The 18,245-nt window shown below is 30.2% G+C and carries 15 protein-coding genes; 2 read left to right on the forward strand and 13 right to left on the reverse strand.

The window, feature by feature from the left end; translation table 11 throughout:
- Window positions 1-90: 90 nt before the first annotated feature.
- The 12 genes from L1S33_RS04775 to L1S33_RS04830 all read right to left on the reverse strand — a co-directional run bounded on the left by L1S33_RS04775 (window position 91) and on the right by L1S33_RS04830 (window position 15,714).
- Window positions 91-1,767, reverse strand: a complete 1,677-nt coding sequence (locus tag L1S33_RS04775) for an RluA family pseudouridine synthase (RefSeq protein ID WP_240561430.1) — start codon at window positions 1,765-1,767, stop codon at window positions 91-93.
- A gap of 242 nt (window positions 1,768-2,009) precedes the next feature.
- On the reverse strand, window positions 2,010-2,963 hold the full coding sequence (locus L1S33_RS04780) for a Fic family protein (RefSeq protein ID WP_240561639.1): 954 nt from the start codon (window positions 2,961-2,963) through the stop codon (window positions 2,010-2,012).
- Window positions 2,964-3,185: 222 nt separating this feature from the next.
- Window positions 3,186-3,689 carry a hypothetical protein gene (locus L1S33_RS04785; protein WP_240561431.1) on the reverse strand — a complete coding sequence of 168 codons (504 nt, stop codon included), beginning with the start codon at window positions 3,687-3,689 and terminating at the stop codon, window positions 3,186-3,188.
- Between the two features lie 164 nt (window positions 3,690-3,853).
- Entirely contained in the window at window positions 3,854-4,441 is a 588-nt protein-coding gene (locus L1S33_RS04790; protein WP_240561432.1) for a hypothetical protein, read from the reverse strand.
- Window positions 4,442-4,581: 140 nt separating this feature from the next.
- Window positions 4,582-5,052, reverse strand: coding sequence for a hypothetical protein (locus L1S33_RS04795; RefSeq protein WP_240561433.1), 471 nt, complete (start codon window positions 5,050-5,052; stop codon window positions 4,582-4,584).
- A gap of 173 nt (window positions 5,053-5,225) precedes the next feature.
- Window positions 5,226-5,624, reverse strand: coding sequence for a hypothetical protein (locus L1S33_RS04800; protein ID WP_240561434.1), 399 nt, complete (start codon window positions 5,622-5,624; stop codon window positions 5,226-5,228).
- A 370-nt stretch (window positions 5,625-5,994) separates the two neighbouring features.
- Window positions 5,995-9,072: an Eco57I restriction-modification methylase domain-containing protein gene (locus L1S33_RS04805; protein WP_240561435.1), complete on the reverse strand. Its 3,078-nt coding sequence runs from the start codon at window positions 9,070-9,072 to the stop codon at window positions 5,995-5,997.
- A gap of 214 nt (window positions 9,073-9,286) precedes the next feature.
- Complete coding sequence (xerA, locus tag L1S33_RS04810) at window positions 9,287-10,444, reverse strand: site-specific tyrosine recombinase/integron integrase (RefSeq protein ID WP_240561436.1); 1,158 nt, start codon at window positions 10,442-10,444, stop codon at window positions 9,287-9,289.
- A gap of 40 nt (window positions 10,445-10,484) precedes the next feature.
- The gene (locus L1S33_RS04815; protein ID WP_240561437.1) at window positions 10,485-11,354 is read right to left on the reverse strand and encodes a YkgJ family cysteine cluster protein; all 870 of its coding nucleotides are present in this window, start codon (window positions 11,352-11,354) and stop codon (window positions 10,485-10,487) included.
- Window positions 11,355-11,375: 21 nt separating this feature from the next.
- Window positions 11,376-11,756, reverse strand: coding sequence for a hypothetical protein (locus tag L1S33_RS04820; protein ID WP_240561438.1), 381 nt, complete (start codon window positions 11,754-11,756; stop codon window positions 11,376-11,378).
- A 3-nt stretch (window positions 11,757-11,759) separates the two neighbouring features.
- Window positions 11,760-14,588: a DNA polymerase I gene (gene polA, locus L1S33_RS04825; RefSeq protein WP_240561439.1), complete on the reverse strand. Its 2,829-nt coding sequence runs from the start codon at window positions 14,586-14,588 to the stop codon at window positions 11,760-11,762.
- Between the two features lie 145 nt (window positions 14,589-14,733).
- Window positions 14,734-15,714: a T9SS type A sorting domain-containing protein gene (locus L1S33_RS04830; protein ID WP_240561440.1), complete on the reverse strand. Its 981-nt coding sequence runs from the start codon at window positions 15,712-15,714 to the stop codon at window positions 14,734-14,736.
- Between the two features lie 196 nt (window positions 15,715-15,910).
- On the opposite strand from L1S33_RS04830, the gene L1S33_RS04835 reads away from it, so the two are divergent.
- Window positions 15,911-17,131, forward strand: a complete 1,221-nt coding sequence (locus L1S33_RS04835; RefSeq protein WP_240561441.1) for a metallophosphoesterase — start codon at window positions 15,911-15,913, stop codon at window positions 17,129-17,131.
- An 87-nt stretch (window positions 17,132-17,218) separates the two neighbouring features.
- Window positions 17,219-17,512, forward strand: coding sequence for a thioredoxin family protein (locus tag L1S33_RS04840; protein WP_240561442.1), 294 nt, complete (start codon window positions 17,219-17,221; stop codon window positions 17,510-17,512).
- Between the two features lie 101 nt (window positions 17,513-17,613).
- Here L1S33_RS04840 and L1S33_RS04845 read toward each other — a convergent pair whose 3' ends face one another.
- Entirely contained in the window at window positions 17,614-18,234 is a 621-nt protein-coding gene (locus L1S33_RS04845; protein ID WP_240561443.1) for a polysaccharide deacetylase family protein, read from the reverse strand.
- Window positions 18,235-18,245: the final 11 nt, after the last annotated feature.

Raw genomic sequence — 18,245 nt, forward strand, 5'->3', positions numbered from 1 at the left:
TTAAAAATAAGTAACTTAAAATGTAATTAATCAGCGTTTAAACTGATTATGTTATAGGGAAAACGCTATAAATAGTTTCTGTTGAAGTTTTTAAAAGTTTGGCTTGATGGAAAATGACATTTTATCTCGAGAAGTTGGATGTAAAAACTCAATAAACTCTGCATGTAAATGCAATCTATTTTTCTTTGTTCCGTATAAATCATCACCAATAATTGGTGAGTTTAACCCATCTTTATGAGCAGCGTGGACTCTCAATTGGTGCGTTCTTCCAGTAATTGGATAAAAATAAACGCGTGTTGTATTGTTTTTTTGTTCAATAATTTCCCACTTTGTAACTGCATTTTTACCATGTTCAAAACAAACTAACTGTCGTGGTCTATCGTCTAAATCTACTCGTAAGGGTAAATTTATTTCACCTTTATTTCTAATTAATTTACCTTCTAATAAAGCAATATATCGCTTTTTAATAGTTCTGTTTATAAACTGACTTTGTAGTGTTTTGTTAGCTTCCTTAGTCTTTGTTAAAAGTAAAATTCCGGAAGTTGCCATGTCTAGTCGATGTACAATTAAAGGTCCAGTTGCATTTGGATATTTTTCTTTGATTCTTGTATAAACAGAATCGGTAATTTCTTTTCCAGGAACCGATAATAATTCGGCAGGTTTGTTTACCACAAGTAGCACATCATCTTCGTAAATGATTTCCAATTCTTTTTCTTCGGAAATATTTTCAATCAATAAATTAGCATCCATTTCAATACCTTCTAACATGTGTGTTAAAATTGGTTTGCATCTACTTTGACAAGCTGGATAATAATTTTTGTGCTTACGTATTGCTGAATTTGGTGAAATTCCCCACCAAAATTCCGACATAGAAATTGGTGTTAGGTTGTTCAGAAAAGCATATTGCAATAATTTTGGAGCAGCACATTCTCCAGCTCCTGCGGGTGGTTTTATTGCAGGATTATTGAAGATATCTAGTAAGTTTTTAAGTTCTTTTTGCTGATTTAAAAAAGCGTATTTGCTGAATAAAGTCTGTTGTAAGTAGTTAGATTTTTCTTTTCGAGCAGTTTTAAGCGAAGCTATTTTTTCTTCAAAATTGATTAATTCTAGTTTGCTTTTCTCTATTTTCTGGTCATAATATTCAACTAGTTCTTTGTAGAAAAATTGATCGTTATAACTTTCTTGGGTTAGTTTTTTTATAAGATTATTTAAATCAGAATCGTTTAAAGTAGCTTGTGCATTTTTTTTACGAAGTTTTCTATCTTTTTTAGAAAGCTTCATCTTTTTGCGTTGTTGCGCTAAATCTTCCGAAATAGTTTCAGTTATTTTTTTTACTTTTTTTTTTAATTTAGTATAATTTTTATCTTTTTTTAATAAACTTAGCTGTCGGTTAATTTCATCAATTTCAAGTTCTCCTTTTATATAAAAACTGCCTTCGGTTCTCATGTTAAAAACTGGAGGAACAAATTTTTCAGGTAAACTTTTGTCTGCTAATTTTCCTGAAAAAGCTGCCAAATAACCAATTTCATTCTTTTCATTTTTAACAACAAGAATACCAAACATTTTTCCAATTGGTAAGTCGGTTTGGGTTTCATTTAAACCAAAATTATGTTCAAAATCAGTTTGGATTTCTAAATAATCTTGTAGCTCTTTTGCTGCTATTTTAGTTATTAAACTAGGTTCGTAATAAAACGGAAACGTAAACTTAACGGGAAGTTTAATTTCTGAAATATCTGTTTTGAAGTGTTGAAAATGATCTAAAATCAAAATATTTTTTTTGCTTTCAGCAAAAATAGTTTTTTGAGAGTTGACTGTGTAGAAAAAGACAACTTAAATGACTAAAATCATTAATGGACTATTTTGTAAAATTGTGGGCAACGTTGTTGTATAAGCTTTGTTGCGTTGTTTAAGCAGTGAATTTAGTAAATAAAGTACGAACGGCGAAATTCCGGAGGAATTTCCCAAGTGAGCTAAAACCAGCAATAAAGTTTATACGGTGTTGTGCCCAGTTATTTTATACGGTAGATTGTTTTATTTTTTTCTCCTATTTTTTCAAATAAACCTAATTCAGCTCCTTTCTTTAAATCTCTACTTGCTGTTGCTGAAGAAATATCTTTAAAAATATCCATATAATCTTTCCTTGTAAATTCAGTTCTATTTAATGAAACAAAATATTCTAATCTGTCTTTTTCATTTAGCGTTCTATTATTAAAATCTAATAGTTCACTTATTGAAATGTCAATTACGTTTAGCATATATTCAATAAACTTAGTTGATTTTCCAGATTTATCACTTTCAGCTAAAGATTTGTAATATTTTTCTTGGTCTTTACTAATTAAAGTTTCGAAAGGCAAAAACTCAAAGATTGGATATTTTTCCATTAAAATTAAAGTTTGCCATAATCTTCCCATTCTTCCATTTCCATCTAAAAAAGGATGTATAAATTCCATTTCGTAATGGAAAACACAACTTTTAATTAATTCAATTTCTTCAGACTTTTTCAAATATTCAAAAAGGTCTTTCATTAAGTACGGCACATTTCCAAAAGGTGGTGCTAAATGCTCAACTTTTGAGCCTTTTACAATTCCGACACTTTGATTTCTGTATTTCCCAGGACTTTCAACAAGACCTTTCATTAAATTTTGATGCGCTTTTAAAAAGGACTTTTGGTTATTAGGATTGTATTCTTCCAAATTCTCATAGATTTCTATTGCATTTAAAACTTCAAGAACATCTTTTTTAGGACCAATAACTCTTTTGTTTTCAAGAAGTGCTGTTATTTGTTCTTCTGTAAGTGTGTTTCCTTCTATTTTTAAAGAAGAATGAATAGTTTTGATTCTATTCTGTTTTCTCAATTTCGGAGAAGGTTTGTTTAATAAATTAGCATTTACTTCTCCTATTTTTTCTGAAATAGAAGTTATTAATTTTAAAATAGAAGATGTTATTTCGTAAGGAGGTTTCATTTGTGATACTATCATTTGATACTATCAAAGATACAATCATTTAATCTGAATTATCTTATGAAACGGAATTTTTTAATTGGGCACAACGTGTTAGTATATGGAAAGTTGCGTGTTTGTGTGCGAGGATTTTCCGAAGGAAAATCAGATGTAGCAAACGTGCAACGACCTTTGTTTAAGCACAAAACCAGCAATTTTTTATATACTGTGTTGTGTATAGTGCTTTTATTCAATCCAACTCGATTTATATACTTTAACTACTTTTCCGTTCTCAAAGAAAAATAAATATGCTTTTCCGCTTGAACCTGGTTTACCAACTCGTTTTGTTGTAATATTCAAAATCAAACTTTCTTTATCTAACTTTGAAATCTCAACATTTGGTTTTTTTTTCTTTTTTACACAATCCAAATTCAATTCCGCTGTTCTATATTTTCTTTCTTCGAGTTTTTTATAAATCGGATATGTTTTAGTTTTGTCATATTCAAACACTTTTTCCTTTTCAATTCCTAATTGATAAGCAACATATTCTGTTGGAAAATAAAATTCATAAAGAGAACCTTTTTCAATAGTTGAATTAAACTTAAAACTCCGAGTATTTAATTCTTTATCGGTTTTAAGGTAATCAATCGCAGATTCAATTTGTTCACACAATTCTCCGTCAGAAATTAATTTCGAATTTTGTCCATAAATTGGAATTGTAAATAATAAAAGTAAAATTATTTTTTTCATTCGTGACGGTTTTTCCGCATTATACACAACGTTTTTGTATATGGTTTGTTGCGTGTTTTAAGCGACTAATTTAGTAAATAATTACCGACCAAGAAAGTCCGCGAGGACTTTCGCAAGTAGGCAAGAAGCCAGCAATAAATTATATACGGTGTTGCCCACAGGTTTTACTTCTTTCGTTTTATTTTTTTCTTATTCTCAAATCTAAATTCATATAATTCTTGTAATTCATTCGTTATTTTTTCTTTCCATTGAGTCAGTTTCTCACTATTTTCGCCACTTTCAGTTTCTCTAATTAGTAATAACCTTTGTTCAGAAAATTCAGTCATTATTTCGTTACTGATTTTATTCATAATGTCAAAACCTTTCGAGATTTTCCATTTTTTTATAAATAATCTCTTTCTAAATTTTCGTGCGTGAATTTCGGCAAGGTCAAATTGAGTTTGTTGAAACTCGATTCGTTCAGCAATATTCTCAACTTTAGTCGTATCTATCCAAGAAGCATTTCCTAAAAATAAATTTCCAATTTTATTGTTTAAATTTCGTTTCAAAAAATCAAATCCTTGTGCTGAATAAGAAATCATAAATTGACTGTAAACAGCTTCATTGTTTTCTCCACTAATTTTTATTTTAAAATCGTCAATTGTTAATTTATTTTCAGAGTTCCATCTTTTTTGTCCATCTTGTAATTCCTGTCCGAAGCTTAAATTCAAACAAATTATGCTCAATACAATTCCTAAAATTTTTTCTTTCATTTTGGATTTTTTTTCAACTTGTGGGCAACGTTGTTGTGTATTGAAAGTTGCGTTTAAAATGAACGGCTATTTTCCGCAGGAAAATAGAAGTTTATAAAAATGCAACAAACTTTGGTTAAGCTAAAAATAAGCAATTTTTATTACACGGTGTTGGCTACAGTTTTTTCTTTTCCGTTTCTACTTTTATTCACCCATTTTAAGCTTAATTTAATTCCTATTAATATGCTAATTCCAACAATAAAAAAAAGAGCATTTTCTCCTTCAAATTGCTGATAAAAAATTCCAACATATAAAACTGTTATAATTCCTTTTGCAATAAGTAAATAGGCAATAAATTGATGAAAAATCAGACTTTTTGAAAAGTTTAATGATAAAGGGTTTTCATTCCAATTTGGTATTTCAAAATCAATTCCAAACAAACTCCAAAACTTAGTTACTAAAGGAAAAAATATTATAATAAATAAAAAGAGCAGAAAACTTATTCCAATATAAAACTCATTCCGTAATTCTCTACTTTCATTAAAACTTAAGAAGGTTAATGATAACAAACTAAACGTTATTATTAGAAGACTTTTAATTTTTCCCGTTTTGTTCCAGTTTTTAATTTTCATTTTTTTCTTTTTCAGAGCTTGAGTGAGTAATTGTTGCCAACGTTTATGTATAAGAATAGTTGCGGGTTTGTATGCGAGGAATTTCCGAAGGAAATTCAGACGTTACAAACACGCAACAACCTTTGATTAAGCACTAAACCGCAATTATTTTTATACGGTGTTGTGCATAGTTTTTATTCATTTACAACTCCGATAAACATTAAATATTCAATTTCAGTATCGTAAATTTCAAATAATTCATTTTTCGTCAATTCAACTTTTTCCTTATTCAGAGCATATTCCACAAGGTCATTCGTATCCAATTCAGTATTAGGTTCAGTTCCGTCTTCTGAATTCGGATTCTCGGAAATCAGTCCGATTTTATTCATATAATTTTCTTCCGCAATTAATGCGTCACGAATCAAATTCAAGTCAGATGCTCCTTTTTCCAATTTTAATGCTATAAAACAAGAAGCCTCATCTAAATCATAGATTTCTTTTCCAGCATTATTTTCATTTACGGAACAAAATGGTTCGTTTTTGCAGGAACTCAAAATGAGAATTATTAATAAAATTCCGAATATTTTTTTCATTTCGTGAGTTTTCTCAAATTATGCACAACGGTCTTGTGTATGAAACGTAGCGTATAAATAAACGCTAACTTTTCGGATTAAGCACGAGCCGAATTTTTTATTTTTATGTTTAATTTTCTTTTATAAATATAACCAAATAAAAAATTTGGCGTACTTTGTAAATATACAAAAACCTCTCTGAAAGCCTATAATAGCTATGTTTTATACACGTTGTTGTAAGTAGTGCTTTTCACGTTCTGCTTGGTTTTCCGATGTTTATTTTAGTTCAAATGTGAGCGTTGGCAAGACATACTCTTTTGCAATTTTTGGCGTAGCGTTGGCTGTAGCGAATTGCGAATGTGTATGGCTTTGAGCGTTGGCTTTTCATTTTCTAAATATTCTTTTCAATCGTTGCAATTTCAGTCGGTTCAATTTGGTAAAGCTCGTAGATAGTCGAGTTGATTTCGCTTTCGGCTTTTCCTAATTCCGTTGTAAGTTGCTCCAATTCTTTTGTTAATTGTATTTCTCGGTCAAAATTGTTTTCCGTTTTTGCTTTTTCCAACAATTCTTGGTAATCAGACATTTTTTGGGTTTTAGAAATAATACTGTTAACTAAATCAGCAATTTTGTCTTGAGTTTCAATACTCGGATTTATTAAAGGCAAATTCTCTAAAGGTGTTTTGTCTATTTGGTAATTGTTTCCTTGCATTTTTCCTTTGTACTTTAGCCAAAATGCAATCAAATTCGAGTTTAAAATTCCTGTTAGATACTTTTGATTAATTCTATCTGTTTTTATGACCATAAAAGTCCTATTAACGTAAGTATCAAAATCTGTATAAGTAAATCTTGGACGAACTGAACATTTTCTTAATGAAAATATTTTTTCTCCTTTAAAATACTTTTCGTCTCTCGAACGATGTAATCCATAAGGTTTGTTTACCGAAGTAAAAACGTCTAAAAACTTGTCTAAATGCTCTTTTACGTTTGGATAAGGAAGTATTTTTTCTTCGTTTTTGAAACTTGAATCTGTGTAAATAATCCAAAGTTTATTTTTTGGATTACCATAGTATTGTTGTAATTCTGTTGTTGTGTAAAATGGTTTTAAAAGTTCTTTTTCCTTTTGATTTAAGTTCAAATTGTCATATTCAGATTGACTTAAATTAAAAATTCCATCTCCAATTTCTACGTTTTCGATTACTTCTTTATGCTTTTTATTTACGAAATCTTGCAATAAATCAATTCCTGAAGCAATTTCTTTAGAATCTAAACTAAAATTTTCTTTTGCTTTAATTTTCTCAATTATCAAATTGAGTTCTGCATTTATAAAATTAATTGGTTGATTTAATAAATCTTTCTTAACGATGTTTGATGTAAAATACTCGTATTTCTCGTCTGCGATTTTTTCTAAAAATAGTTGAGCGTCTTCGTGTTTTATTTTACTGTTAAGCACTTTGGAAAAGTTAAGACCATAATTCTCATTATTATCACTTCTTTGCATAATGTAAATCATAGTTTGAATACCTGCGGAATCAAAAACTTTAAAATCGCTAAAGTCTATAAAATCTACAATTTTACCCTTTTCAATAATATAATCTCTAAATTTTGAAGCACCATCATTAGTTATCCAATTGTTAGGTGCTATGTAACCAATTAAACCGTAATCTTTTTTAATAATGTCTAAAGCTAAAGCACCAAAGAAATACCATAAATCCATTTTTCCTTGATAGCACGAATGTTCGTGTAAGCCATCAAAAGCTGACTTGTTCGTAGCCTCTTTTATGTATGGTGGATTTCCAATAACAACATCAAAACCTCCATTTTTCATAATGCTTGGAAATTCTTTGTTCCAATCAAATTCTGATGCTAAAAGAGAATTACCACATTTAATATTATTATTTAATTTAGACAGTTTACGGTCTTTTTTTGCTGTGCGAAGCCAAAGCGATAATTGGGCAATTTCAACACTTTCTTCATTAATATCTACTCCAAAAAGGTTGTTTTCTAAAATGTTTTTATCTGTATCGAATAATCGCAAAGGTGAGTTTGTTAAGTCCGCAATTATGTCGTCTATTTTTTCGTGTTCTTCAATTAAGTAATTTAATGCTTGATTTAAAAAAGCTCCACTTCCACAAGCTGGGTCAATAACTTTTAGGTTTGTCAACCAATTTTTATATTCGGTTAAAGTTTTAAATAACTTTTTCCCTTTTACCGTTAAAGTCTTGTCTTTTTTTAGAAATGAATCATCATATTCAATTTCTTCAATGTCGAGTTCTTTTCTTTTGTCGATGCAAAGTTTTCCAATTGTATTTGCGACAATGTAAGTTGTTATATATTTTGGTGTATAAAAAACACCATCTTTTTTTCTTTTCGTTCTTTTTTGGTCGGAAACTGTTCCCTCAATTTCTGCGGTTACTTCTTCGATTTCATTGAGTGAATGCTCAAAAATATGACCAAGAATATTTACGTCAACTTCTGTGTTAAAATCATAAGTTGATAATTTTTTTAAATCGTCAATTAATATTTCATCATCAATATTTAAGTTGTTGAGCAACAAATCTTCGTAGAATAATCCACCATTGTAAGCTGGAATATTGTCGGATTCTTTTTTTCCTTTTCTACCAATGTTCATATAACCGAAATACTGCTTGAAAATTTCGTAAATTGGCTTGTAAGCGTCTTCTTCTTTTAATATGTCAAAACGCTTAATTATTCTTGAAATTGAATTTGGTGGCAATAAACCACTATCTTCTGCAAAAAGTATGAATAAAAATCGGTCTAATAGTTTTTGAGACTTTTTGAATAGTAATAACTTATCATCATCAGGATGATTGGCAATAAGATTATTGAACAGTTTATTTTTGAAATGAGAATAGTCTTTATAAAGTTCTTCTGAAATTTCCTTTTCGTGAAACTGTGTTTCTTTTTTGAGCTTAATTGGAAGATTTGAAAAAATACTTTCTTTATGTAGAATTAAGTATAGTAATTCAAATCGTTCTCTGTCGAGATAAAATAAATCAAATTCCTCAAATTCAGTAGAGTAGTCGATGTAAAATCGAATTTTTTGAAAATTTGAAGTTATTACATATTTACATTCTGGTTGATTGTTTTTGTAATTAAAAGCTTGTTGAGTAATTTTTGTTAAGTCCTTTGTTTTTGTTGACTTTAACTCAATTACTGCAATTGCATTTTCTTCTTTTAAAATTGCTCCATCTGCTTTTTTTCCGTCCGTTTGGTTTTTAAATTCTCGTTGTAAATCAAAATTTTCGTCCGGACGAAGTGTATAACCTAAAACGTCAACAAATATTTCTCGTAAAAATCCATCTTGATATTCTTCTTCTTTGAGCGTTTTTATTTGCTCAATTTTCGCAGAATTGTAATTCAGTCGGAATGTTTGGAAAGCTTTTTCTACCTTTTCTTGGTCAAGATTTTTAAGGTGTTTTTTTATTACGGATTTCTGAAATATTGGCATTTATTTTGGTTCGGTTTTTTCTTTCACAAGATACTATTTTTCGAGCGTTGGCAGGAAACAGCTCTTTTATTTTTTTAGCGTTGGCATTTCGCGTTGGCAAAAAAAATGAATGTGCTGTTTTAGCGTTGGCTTTTTTAGTTCAAATGTTCAATTTTAGCTCGATTTTCGCATTACTTACAACTGGTTATATCAAATCAAATATATTGATTTTTGGTTAAATATTTCGGGATAATAAAACATTTCCCTTATCATTATCCCTTTTATTTAATCTCTGTAATGCAATATCTAGAGGATTTTGTATTTCCATTAAATCCTTTCTTTTTACATGAGTGTAAATCATTGTTGTTTCTGGTTTTGCATGTCCTAATAGAGATTGAATGTATCTAATGTCTACACCATTTTCTAGTAAATGTGTTGCATAGCTATGTCTTAAAGTATGTGGTGTAACCGTTTTCTTTATCTGTGCTTTTTCACAGCTTTTCTTCAAAAATTGTCTGACAGATGCTGTGCTATATTTCCCTTTATTTTTGCCTTCAACAAAATAAATTTCAGGTTTATAACTATAGTAGTAATTAGATAATAAAGGCATAAAACTATCTGCTAAACTAACATATCTGTCCTTTCTTCCTTTTCCATTAACAATCTTTAATTGCTTTCTTTCTAAATGAAAATCGGTTAATTTTAAGTTTGTTAATTCACTAATTCTTAATCCACAAGAGTAAATTAAAGCCAAAATTGCTCTGTGTTTTAAATTTTGAGTACAGCCAATTATTTTTAAAACTTCTTCTTGAGATAAAACATTTGGTAGTTTTCTAGACTTTTTTGGACGTTCTAATTCTAAGTTATTAATGTGTGTCTTTGGATAAAAAAGAATGAATATTTTTAAGGCACTTACAAATTGCCTTTGAGAACTAATAGAGTAGTCTCGTTCTATAAATACTTTTTCAATAAAAAGCTCTACATCTCTATTTGTTAGCTCTTCTAAAGGTTTTTCTGTATGAAAATTAACAAAATCTGCAACAAAAAAAGTGTACGTTTGTATGGTGCTTTTACTATATCTTTTTCCTTTTAAAAATAAATAGAAGTTATTAAGTAAATCTTTTTGATCTTGAGTTAAGCTTTTTTTAAAAAGTGATTTCTTGCTAATCTTAGAAGTGTCTACTTTGGTAATTTCTTTAAAAAGAGATAATATAATTTGTAAATTTTCTTCGGAATATTTTAGATGCCAAACAGTTAAAGTTTTACTCCAATAAGTCCCTTTTACAGACTTAATTAAAGCAACTAGTTTTTTGTGATACGAAAACCGAAGTACAAGTTTGTTTTCCTCTCTATGAACTTTTTGTTCAAGGAAGATTGTAGGTAACTTTTCCATTTTTTTTAGCAATTACCCAAAGCTAAGAAATTATTTTTAATTATTCCTCTTTTGCGCCATGGCTTTTTGCTGTTTCTATCCAAAGCTCGGAAATTCCTTTGGTGTCTGCTCCTAAGCCTCTAGACAAGTGTAGTGCTACGCCAATTAATAAGATTGAAGCTTGACTTAGTTCTTCCGGTGTTTGTATGCTTCCAAATTCTTCTTGCGCTTTTAAAAGAAGTAATTCATTGTGTTTTTGAGCAAAAATAACTGGATTTTCAGTCTCGTTAGTTATTGGTGGAATCATTAAAATATCCATCCAGTCATTGCCTATTTTTTTTGCGGAAAATTGATGAGATGCTTTTCCTATTTCTCTCCAAGCAGTCAATGTTTTTGTGTCTCCAGATTCCGATAAGCCAGAATCTAAAAGTAGCTCAAAACCTAAATCAGCAATGTTTTGCATCACAATTAAATATTCATTTAGTGCCTTTTCAAATAAATCTGTTTCTTGTCCTTCAAGATATTCGCCAACACTCATTTTTGGTAAATCTAAAACTTCAGCGCAATCCGTTAAACAAGGAAATGTATCACCTTCATAAATATAGTGTGCTTTGTTAAATTGAATTTGACGACCTAAAGGATATAAACGACAAGCTAACGGACGACCCAAATGAACACTACAACCAGCATTTTCTAAATATTGACTACAAGATTTTTGTCCCTTTTTGTCGGTTTTTCCATCAAAAAGTAATTGAATACCACCAAATTCAGTATATAAATCACGAAATGCTCTTGGAGTAATTTTTTTCTCTTTACTGAAGTTTAATAATTCCCACGGATTTAACATTACGTCTTTACCAAAACAACAAGTTCCAGATCTGGAGCAGGTTAGTGGTAATATACTTTCAGAGCTAAGTTTTGTTATTTGCATTTATTAAGAATTTAAAATAAATTACCAACTCGCCGAAGGAGAAAATAAAAAATCAGTTGGATTGTCAATGTCATATAAATACTGATAACTTCTGGTTTCTTTTATGCAAAAAGACTCTAAAAGCTTCACCATATTTTCAAAACCTTCTAAGGTTAAAATGCAGAAAAAATTCTTGTTATCTTGCGTTAATATTCCTTCGTCAGATTTAAATAAACCTAAAATTAAATTGCAATTTCTTGGCGAAATAAAATCAACTTGAGACAAATCTAACTTTTGCCTTTTGTTAATAATTGTATCTATTATTAAGTCTCTAAATAAGATTGCTTCTGCTTTCTTAAAATTGTAAAGACGCACAATATTTTCGTCAAGACCATTAACATTTTCTATATAATCTAATTCCATTTTTTAATGTGCTTCTAGCCAATTTTGTCCTAAATCCATTTCAACATCTAACGGAACAGCCATTTTAAAAGCATTTTCCATTTCCTCTTTAATAATTGGCTTTATAATGTCTAATTCGTCTTTATGAGCATCAAAAACCAATTCATCATGCACTTGTAAAAGCATTTTAGATTTAAAGTTTTCTTTCTCAAAACGATTGTAAATATTAATCATTGCTAACTTTATAATATCTGCGGCAGAACCTTGAATTGGTGCATTTACCGCATTTCTTTCCGCAGCATTTTTTACAACAGCATTTCTTGAGTTGATGTCTTTTAAATATCTACGCCTTTTTAAAACAGTTTCTACATAACCATGTTCACGTGCAAAATCTACCAAAGAAGCCATGTAGGCTTTTAACTTCGGATAGGTTTCGTAATACGTGTCAATTAGTTCTTTTGCTTCGCCACGAGATAAATCAGTTTGATTGCTTAACCCGAAAGCAGAAACACCATAAATAATTCCGAAATTTACCGTTTTTGCATTGCTACGTTGCTCACGAGTAACTTCTTCTAGTGGAACGTTAAATACTTTTGCAGCGGTTGAAGCGTGAATGTCTTCACCATTTTTAAAAGCATTAATCATGGTTTCTTCTTCACTTAAAGCTGCGATAATTCGCAATTCAATTTGAGAATAATCGGCAGCTAATAAAACGTAATTTTCATCTCTTGGAATAAACGCTTTTCTAACTTCTCTACCACGTTCTGTTCTAATAGGAATGTTCTGTAAATTAGGATTGTTAGAACTTAAACGTCCAGTTGCAGCAACAGCTTGCATGTATTGTGTATGAATTCTTCCTGTTTTTGGATTGATTTCATTTGGCAACGCATCTACATACGTGCTTTGTAGTTTTTTATATTGACGATATTCTTTAATATCTCTAATAATTTGATGATCCTTTTCAAGGAAAGATAAAATATCTTCTCCTGTTTTATATTGCCCTGTTTTTGTTTTTTTAGGCTTGTCTACCAACTTCATGTTTTCAAACAAAACAATACCTAATTGTTTAGGAGAAGCAATGTTAAACTCTTCGCCAGCTTGTTCGTAAATTCCTTTTTCTAGTCGATTTATATCATCTGTTAAAGCAACAGAAAGTTCTTTTAAGAAATCGATGTTTAAGTTAATTCCTTCAATTTCCATAGCTGTTAAAACCGAAACCAAAGGCAATTCTACTTCATTAAAAAGTTTTGTTAGGTTTCCATCCGATAATTCTTTGGTAAAATGCTCTTTTAATTGCAACGTAATATCTGCATCTTCAACCGCGTATTCTGTCTGTTTTTCTATAGCAACAGTTCGCATAGAAAGTTGATTTTTCCCTTTTTTACCAATCAATTCTGTAATAGAAACAGGCTGATAATTCAAATACGTTTCTGCCAACATATCCATATTATGTCGCATGTCTGGATTAATTAGATAATGCGCAATCATCGTATCGAATAACTTCCCTTTTACAGGCATATTGTAATTAGACAATACCTTAATATCATACTTTAAATTATGACCAATTTTTTCGATTTCTTCGGAAGTAAAAAACGTTCGAAACTCCTCTAAAATAGCTTTTGTTTCGGCTTGATCTTCAGGAAATGAAACATAATATCCTTTTCCAACTTCAAACGAAAAAGCAATTCCTATTAGCTCAACTTCCAAAGCTTTTAAACCAGTAGTTTCTGTATCAAAACAAACCGAAGTTTGCTGCATCAACTTTTTAAGTAATAGTTTTCTTGATAAAGGCGAATCTATATGTTGATAAAAATGACTCGTATTTTCAATAGTTTTAAATCCAGATGCAATTGCTGCTTCAGAAACGGTTCCTGTTCCTGGCGCAGCAAATAAATCGAATTGACCTTCAGTTTTTGGTGCTGCTTTTTTAGCTTCAACTTTGGTTTCTGTTTTAACTTCAGTTGTTGTTTCTGTATTAAAAGTTCTTAAGAAGTTAGTTAATAAATTTCTGAATTCTAACTCGTTAAAAAGTTCCGTTACTTTTGGTATATCTGGTTGGTCTAACTCAAAATCCTTAGCGTTAAAAGTTACAGGAACATCCAGCATAATGGTTGCTAGTTTCTTAGAAAGTAAACCTAGTTCTCCATTAGCTTCAACTTTCTCTTTCATTTTTCCTTTTAAATCTGCTGTGTTTGCTAACAGGTTTTCCATAGAACCATAAGCAGCTAAAAATTTCTTTGCAGTTTTTTCTCCAACACCAGGCAAACCAGGAATATTATCGGCAGAATCCCCCATCATTCCTAAGAAATCAATAACTTGTTCAGGTGTTTCTACGCCAAATTTTTCTTGTACTTCTGGAACTCCCCAAATATCGTAACCGCCACCAAAACGTGGTTTGTACATAAAAATATTTTCAGAAACCAATTGCGCAAAATCCTTATCTGGCGTTACCATGTAAGTTTTATAGCCTTCTTTTTCTGCTTGTTTTGAGAGTGTTCCAATAACATCATCTGCTTCAAAACCTGCTTTTACCATAATTGGTATATGCATAGCTTTTAAGATTTCTTGTATATAAGGTACAGCCAATTTAATAGCTTCTGGAGTTTCGTCTCTGTTTGCTTTATAGGCTTCAAACATTTCAACTCTATCTACACTTCCGCCTTTATCAAAGCAAACAGCTAAATGATCTGGTCTTTCACGTTTAATTACATCTAAAAGTGAGTTCATAAAACCCATAATTGCAGAAGTGTCTAAACCTTTGCTATTAATTCTTGGGTTTTTAATAAAAGCATAATATCCGCGGAAAATTAATGCAAAAGCATCAACTAAAAAAACTCTTTTTTGATCTGACATTTTATATAATTTGAAAGAAATCAAATTTACAAAACTTAAAGGAAGGTCTGTGTATTTTTTATTAACATCACTTCAAAAAAAAAGAATCAATTAAATTGCTTTAATTGATTCCTTGGTCTAAAACTTTAATTAATCCTTTTAAGGCTTAACTTTTAATTATTTTTTTCACTAATTCAAATTTTTCAGATTTAATTTTTAATAAGTAAATCCCTGATTTTATTGAAGATAAGTCTATTGTTTTTTTGCTTTCAGAAATTAAAACTAGTTTACCTAATAACGTGTAGACTTCTAAACTAGTTATTTCATTTGGACTCGAAATTGATATTGAGTTAGATGTCGGGTTTGGATAAATAATAGTTTTTTGAGCTAAATCATAATCAGAAGTTAGTAAAGTTGTGCAGTTTGTAGAAAAAATGGCAGAAGCTGGTTTTGTAAAATTAGCATCTGCATAGGCAACATCATCAACCTCTATACAAGATAGGCTTGGGTTATTGTTGGCAAGAAAAAATGTCATGTTAGTATTGTTTCCGTTTTTCCCATTTAATTCTGCAAGGTTACTGTTTCCTTGGCACCTTAACTGAATAAGGCTTGAGTTGCTAGAAATGTCTAAAGAAGACAAGTTGTTGTTTTGAACTCTTAATTGTTCTAAACTAGTATTAGAAGTTGTGTTTATTGCTGTTAGCATATTACTTTGAGCAAAAACTTGGATTAATAAGGTGTTATTTGCAATGTTTATTGTACTAATATTATTGCCTCTGAAACGTAAATGAGTTAAAGCTGTATTGCTGTCTACGTTTAATGTACTTAAATTATTATCTCTACATCTTAATTGTTTTAAACTTGTTAATGTAGATACATCTAAAGTGCTTAAATTATTATATTCACAGTGTAGTTGTGTAAGATTTGTAAAAGCCTCGATTCCTGTTAGGTCAGAAATATTCTTGCTATCAATATTTAAAGTTCCAGTAACAGCTAGTGCATCTGCATTAGATATTTGTCCATTAACAATACCATCTGTATCAATACTTTGCGCAATAAGTTCTGTTTCAAAATTTACATCTGGAATAGATACTTGTGCAAATGTCGTTATCGAGCATAGGAATAATATAAAAGTAATTTTTTTCATAATAGCCTTTTTTAGTAATTCTAGAAAATATGGGGGAGTTTTTGCCTTAAATTGTAAAGCGAAAGTAATAATTTAGTTTTTGTTATAAGAAAATCAAGAACTATTTTATACTAAATAAAGTAATAAACTTTAACAAGACGTTAAAATTCATTAGAAGTTTAAACAGTTATCTTTGATAATATTTTAAACTTTTTTTATGCCTCGTTGGTTTATCCCTTTAGTAATCCTTTCAATACTATTTTTTGCCCTAGAAATATATGCTTTTCAAGCAATAAAAACACTTACTAAGAATAAATTAATCCGTTATGGTTGGTTATTATTTAGTGTGGTTGCTTACGGATATTTTTTATATACAATGTTTACGTATGATAGGAGTAATGGGCAAACAAGAGAATTTCAGTGGGCGGTTGGTATTTTGCTAATTGCTTTAATTCCTAAAATCTTTATGATTTTAGCTTTGTTAAGCGAAGACGTTTTTAGAATTTTACAAAAAGGAGTTTCACTGTTTTCTTCGGAAACAAAACCATTGGCAGGACGTAGAAAATTTATGTCGCAAATAGCTTTAGGTTTAGCTGCAATACCGCTTGCAAGTTTGCTGTATGGTATTTTTAAAGGAAAATACAATTACAAAGTTTTAAAATATCAACTTACATTTAAAGATTTGCCGGAAGCTTTTAATGGTTTTACAATTTCTCATATTACAGATATTCATTCTGGAAGTTTCGATAATAAAGAGAAAATTGAATATGCTGTAGATTTAATCAATCAGCAAAAATCAGATATTCTATTTTTCACAGGAGATATTGTAAACAATTTCGCCTCAGAAATGGACGATTGGATTCCTTCTTTCAGCAAATTAAATGCGCCAATGGGAAAATACTCAATACTTGGTAATCACGATTATGGAGATTATGCTGACTGGAAAACCCCAGAAGCAAAAGCTAAAAACTTTAAAGCTGTAAAAGAGATTCATCCCCAAATTGGATTCGATTTATTACTAAATGAAAATCGCTACATAGAAAAAGACGGACAAAAAATAGCACTTGTTGGTGTGGAGAATTGGGGAAAAGGTTTCAATCAAGCGGGCGATTTGCAAAAAGCATCAGAAGGCGTTAATAAAGAGGATTTTAAAATTCTACTTTCTCACGACCCAAGTCATTGGGAAAATAAAGTAAAACAAAACGATTTTAATTATCATCTTACCTTAAGTGGCCATACACATGGTTTGCAATTTGGAATAGAAATCCCAGGATTTATAAAATGGAGTCCAGCAAAATACGTTTACAAACAGTGGGCAGGTTTGTATGAGGAATTTGGCAGATACGTTAATGTAAATCGTGGTTTTGGTTATCATGCTTTTCCGGGTCGCGTAGGTATTTGGCCAGAAATTACGGTAATAGAGCTCAAAAAAGGCTGATAACCAGCTGATTTATGTAAAAATAGTATATTTGTAAGTGAAACAGTTTCTCCCAAAGGTTTCAGTATAAACTAAAAATAAAAAAAGATGACAAAGTTTGGAGATATAATAAGTACGGACAAACCGGTGTTAATAGATTTTTATACAACATGGGAAGAAGTAGATAATCCTGCAGCTACACTTCGTTCTGTTGCTGCTGCTTTAGGGGGCAAGGCAAAAATAATTAAGATAGACGTTGAAAAAAATGAGTTTCTTGCCGAAGCACTAAGAGTAAAAGGAAATCCAACGTTTATGATTTACAAAAATGGCGAAATGAAATGGCGTCAAACAGGTAATCAAGATGCAAAAACACTTATAGGTTTAGTAAAACAATATCTTTAATTTTTTTAGAAGCTATTCCTGCTTTCACTACTCGCTTTTTTTCATGCTTCAAAAAGAGCTCAAACAAAACCGTTCAATCAGGGCTAAACTAGTTTATAAGCTTATGTAATTGCTTTAAACGTAAAACCTTTTTTAGAAAATTCCTCCAATACTTTTGGTAAAACATAGGTGAGTTTTTCACTTGCTTTTAAACTATCATGAAAAACTACAATACTTCCATTGTTGGTGTTTCTTAGAACATTCTGTAAACATTGCTCTCTAGAAATTGAAGTATCAAAATCAGCAGAAAGAACGCTCCACATAATTATTTTATAGCCTTTTTTAATTAACTCTTTTCCTTGCGAAGCTTTAATTTTCCCGTAAGGCGGTCTAAATAATTTTGATTCTATAAGTTTAGATGCAGTTTCAATATTGTTTAAATAATTAACCGTTTTGTGTTTCCAACCATTAAAATGATTCTGAGTGTGGTTTCCAACAGTATGACCTTCAGTAATAAGTCTTTTAAAAATATCAGGATGTTTTTCAACGTTTTTTCCAATACAAAAAAAAGTAGCTTTTGCGTTATACTTTTGTAATTCAGAAAGTACAAAATCGGTTATTTCTGGAGTTGGTCCATCATCAAAAGTTAAGTAAATTTCTTTTTTATCCGAAGAAAAACGCCACGTATAATTAGAGAAAATTCTCGTAAATATACGTGGGGTTTTAGTGAAATATAATTTCATTGGTTAGGTTA

The sequence above is a fragment of the Tenacibaculum aquimarinum genome, from assembly GCF_022478115.1.
GTDB lineage: Bacteria > Bacteroidota > Bacteroidia > Flavobacteriales > Flavobacteriaceae > Polaribacter > Polaribacter aquimarinum_A.

Coding starts and splice junctions, on each gene's coding strand:
- L1S33_RS04785 (WP_240561431.1), bottom strand. CDS start 3,689: ATGAAAAAAATAATTTTACTTTTATTATTTACAATTCCAATTTATGGA.
- L1S33_RS04820 (WP_240561438.1), bottom strand. CDS start 11,756: ATGGAATTAGATTATATAGAAAATGTTAATGGTCTTGACGAAAATATT.
- L1S33_RS04780 (WP_240561639.1), bottom strand. CDS start 2,963: ATGAAACCTCCTTACGAAATAACATCTTCTATTTTAAAATTAATAACT.
- L1S33_RS04815 (WP_240561437.1), bottom strand. CDS start 11,354: ATGCAAATAACAAAACTTAGCTCTGAAAGTATATTACCACTAACCTGC.
- L1S33_RS04840 (WP_240561442.1), top strand. CDS start 17,219: ATGACAAAGTTTGGAGATATAATAAGTACGGACAAACCGGTGTTAATA.
- L1S33_RS04795 (WP_240561433.1), bottom strand. CDS start 5,052: ATGAAAATTAAAAACTGGAACAAAACGGGAAAAATTAAAAGTCTTCTA.
- L1S33_RS04800 (WP_240561434.1), bottom strand. CDS start 5,624: ATGAAAAAAATATTCGGAATTTTATTAATAATTCTCATTTTGAGTTCC.
- L1S33_RS04845 (WP_240561443.1), bottom strand. CDS start 18,234: ATGAAATTATATTTCACTAAAACCCCACGTATATTTACGAGAATTTTC.
- L1S33_RS04830 (WP_240561440.1), bottom strand. CDS start 15,714: ATGAAAAAAATTACTTTTATATTATTCCTATGCTCGATAACGACATTT.
- xerA (WP_240561436.1), bottom strand. CDS start 10,444: ATGGAAAAGTTACCTACAATCTTCCTTGAACAAAAAGTTCATAGAGAG.
- L1S33_RS04790 (WP_240561432.1), bottom strand. CDS start 4,441: ATGAAAGAAAAAATTTTAGGAATTGTATTGAGCATAATTTGTTTGAAT.
- L1S33_RS04805 (WP_240561435.1), bottom strand. CDS start 9,072: ATGCCAATATTTCAGAAATCCGTAATAAAAAAACACCTTAAAAATCTT.
- L1S33_RS04835 (WP_240561441.1), top strand. CDS start 15,911: ATGCCTCGTTGGTTTATCCCTTTAGTAATCCTTTCAATACTATTTTTT.
- polA (WP_240561439.1), bottom strand. CDS start 14,588: ATGTCAGATCAAAAAAGAGTTTTTTTAGTTGATGCTTTTGCATTAATT.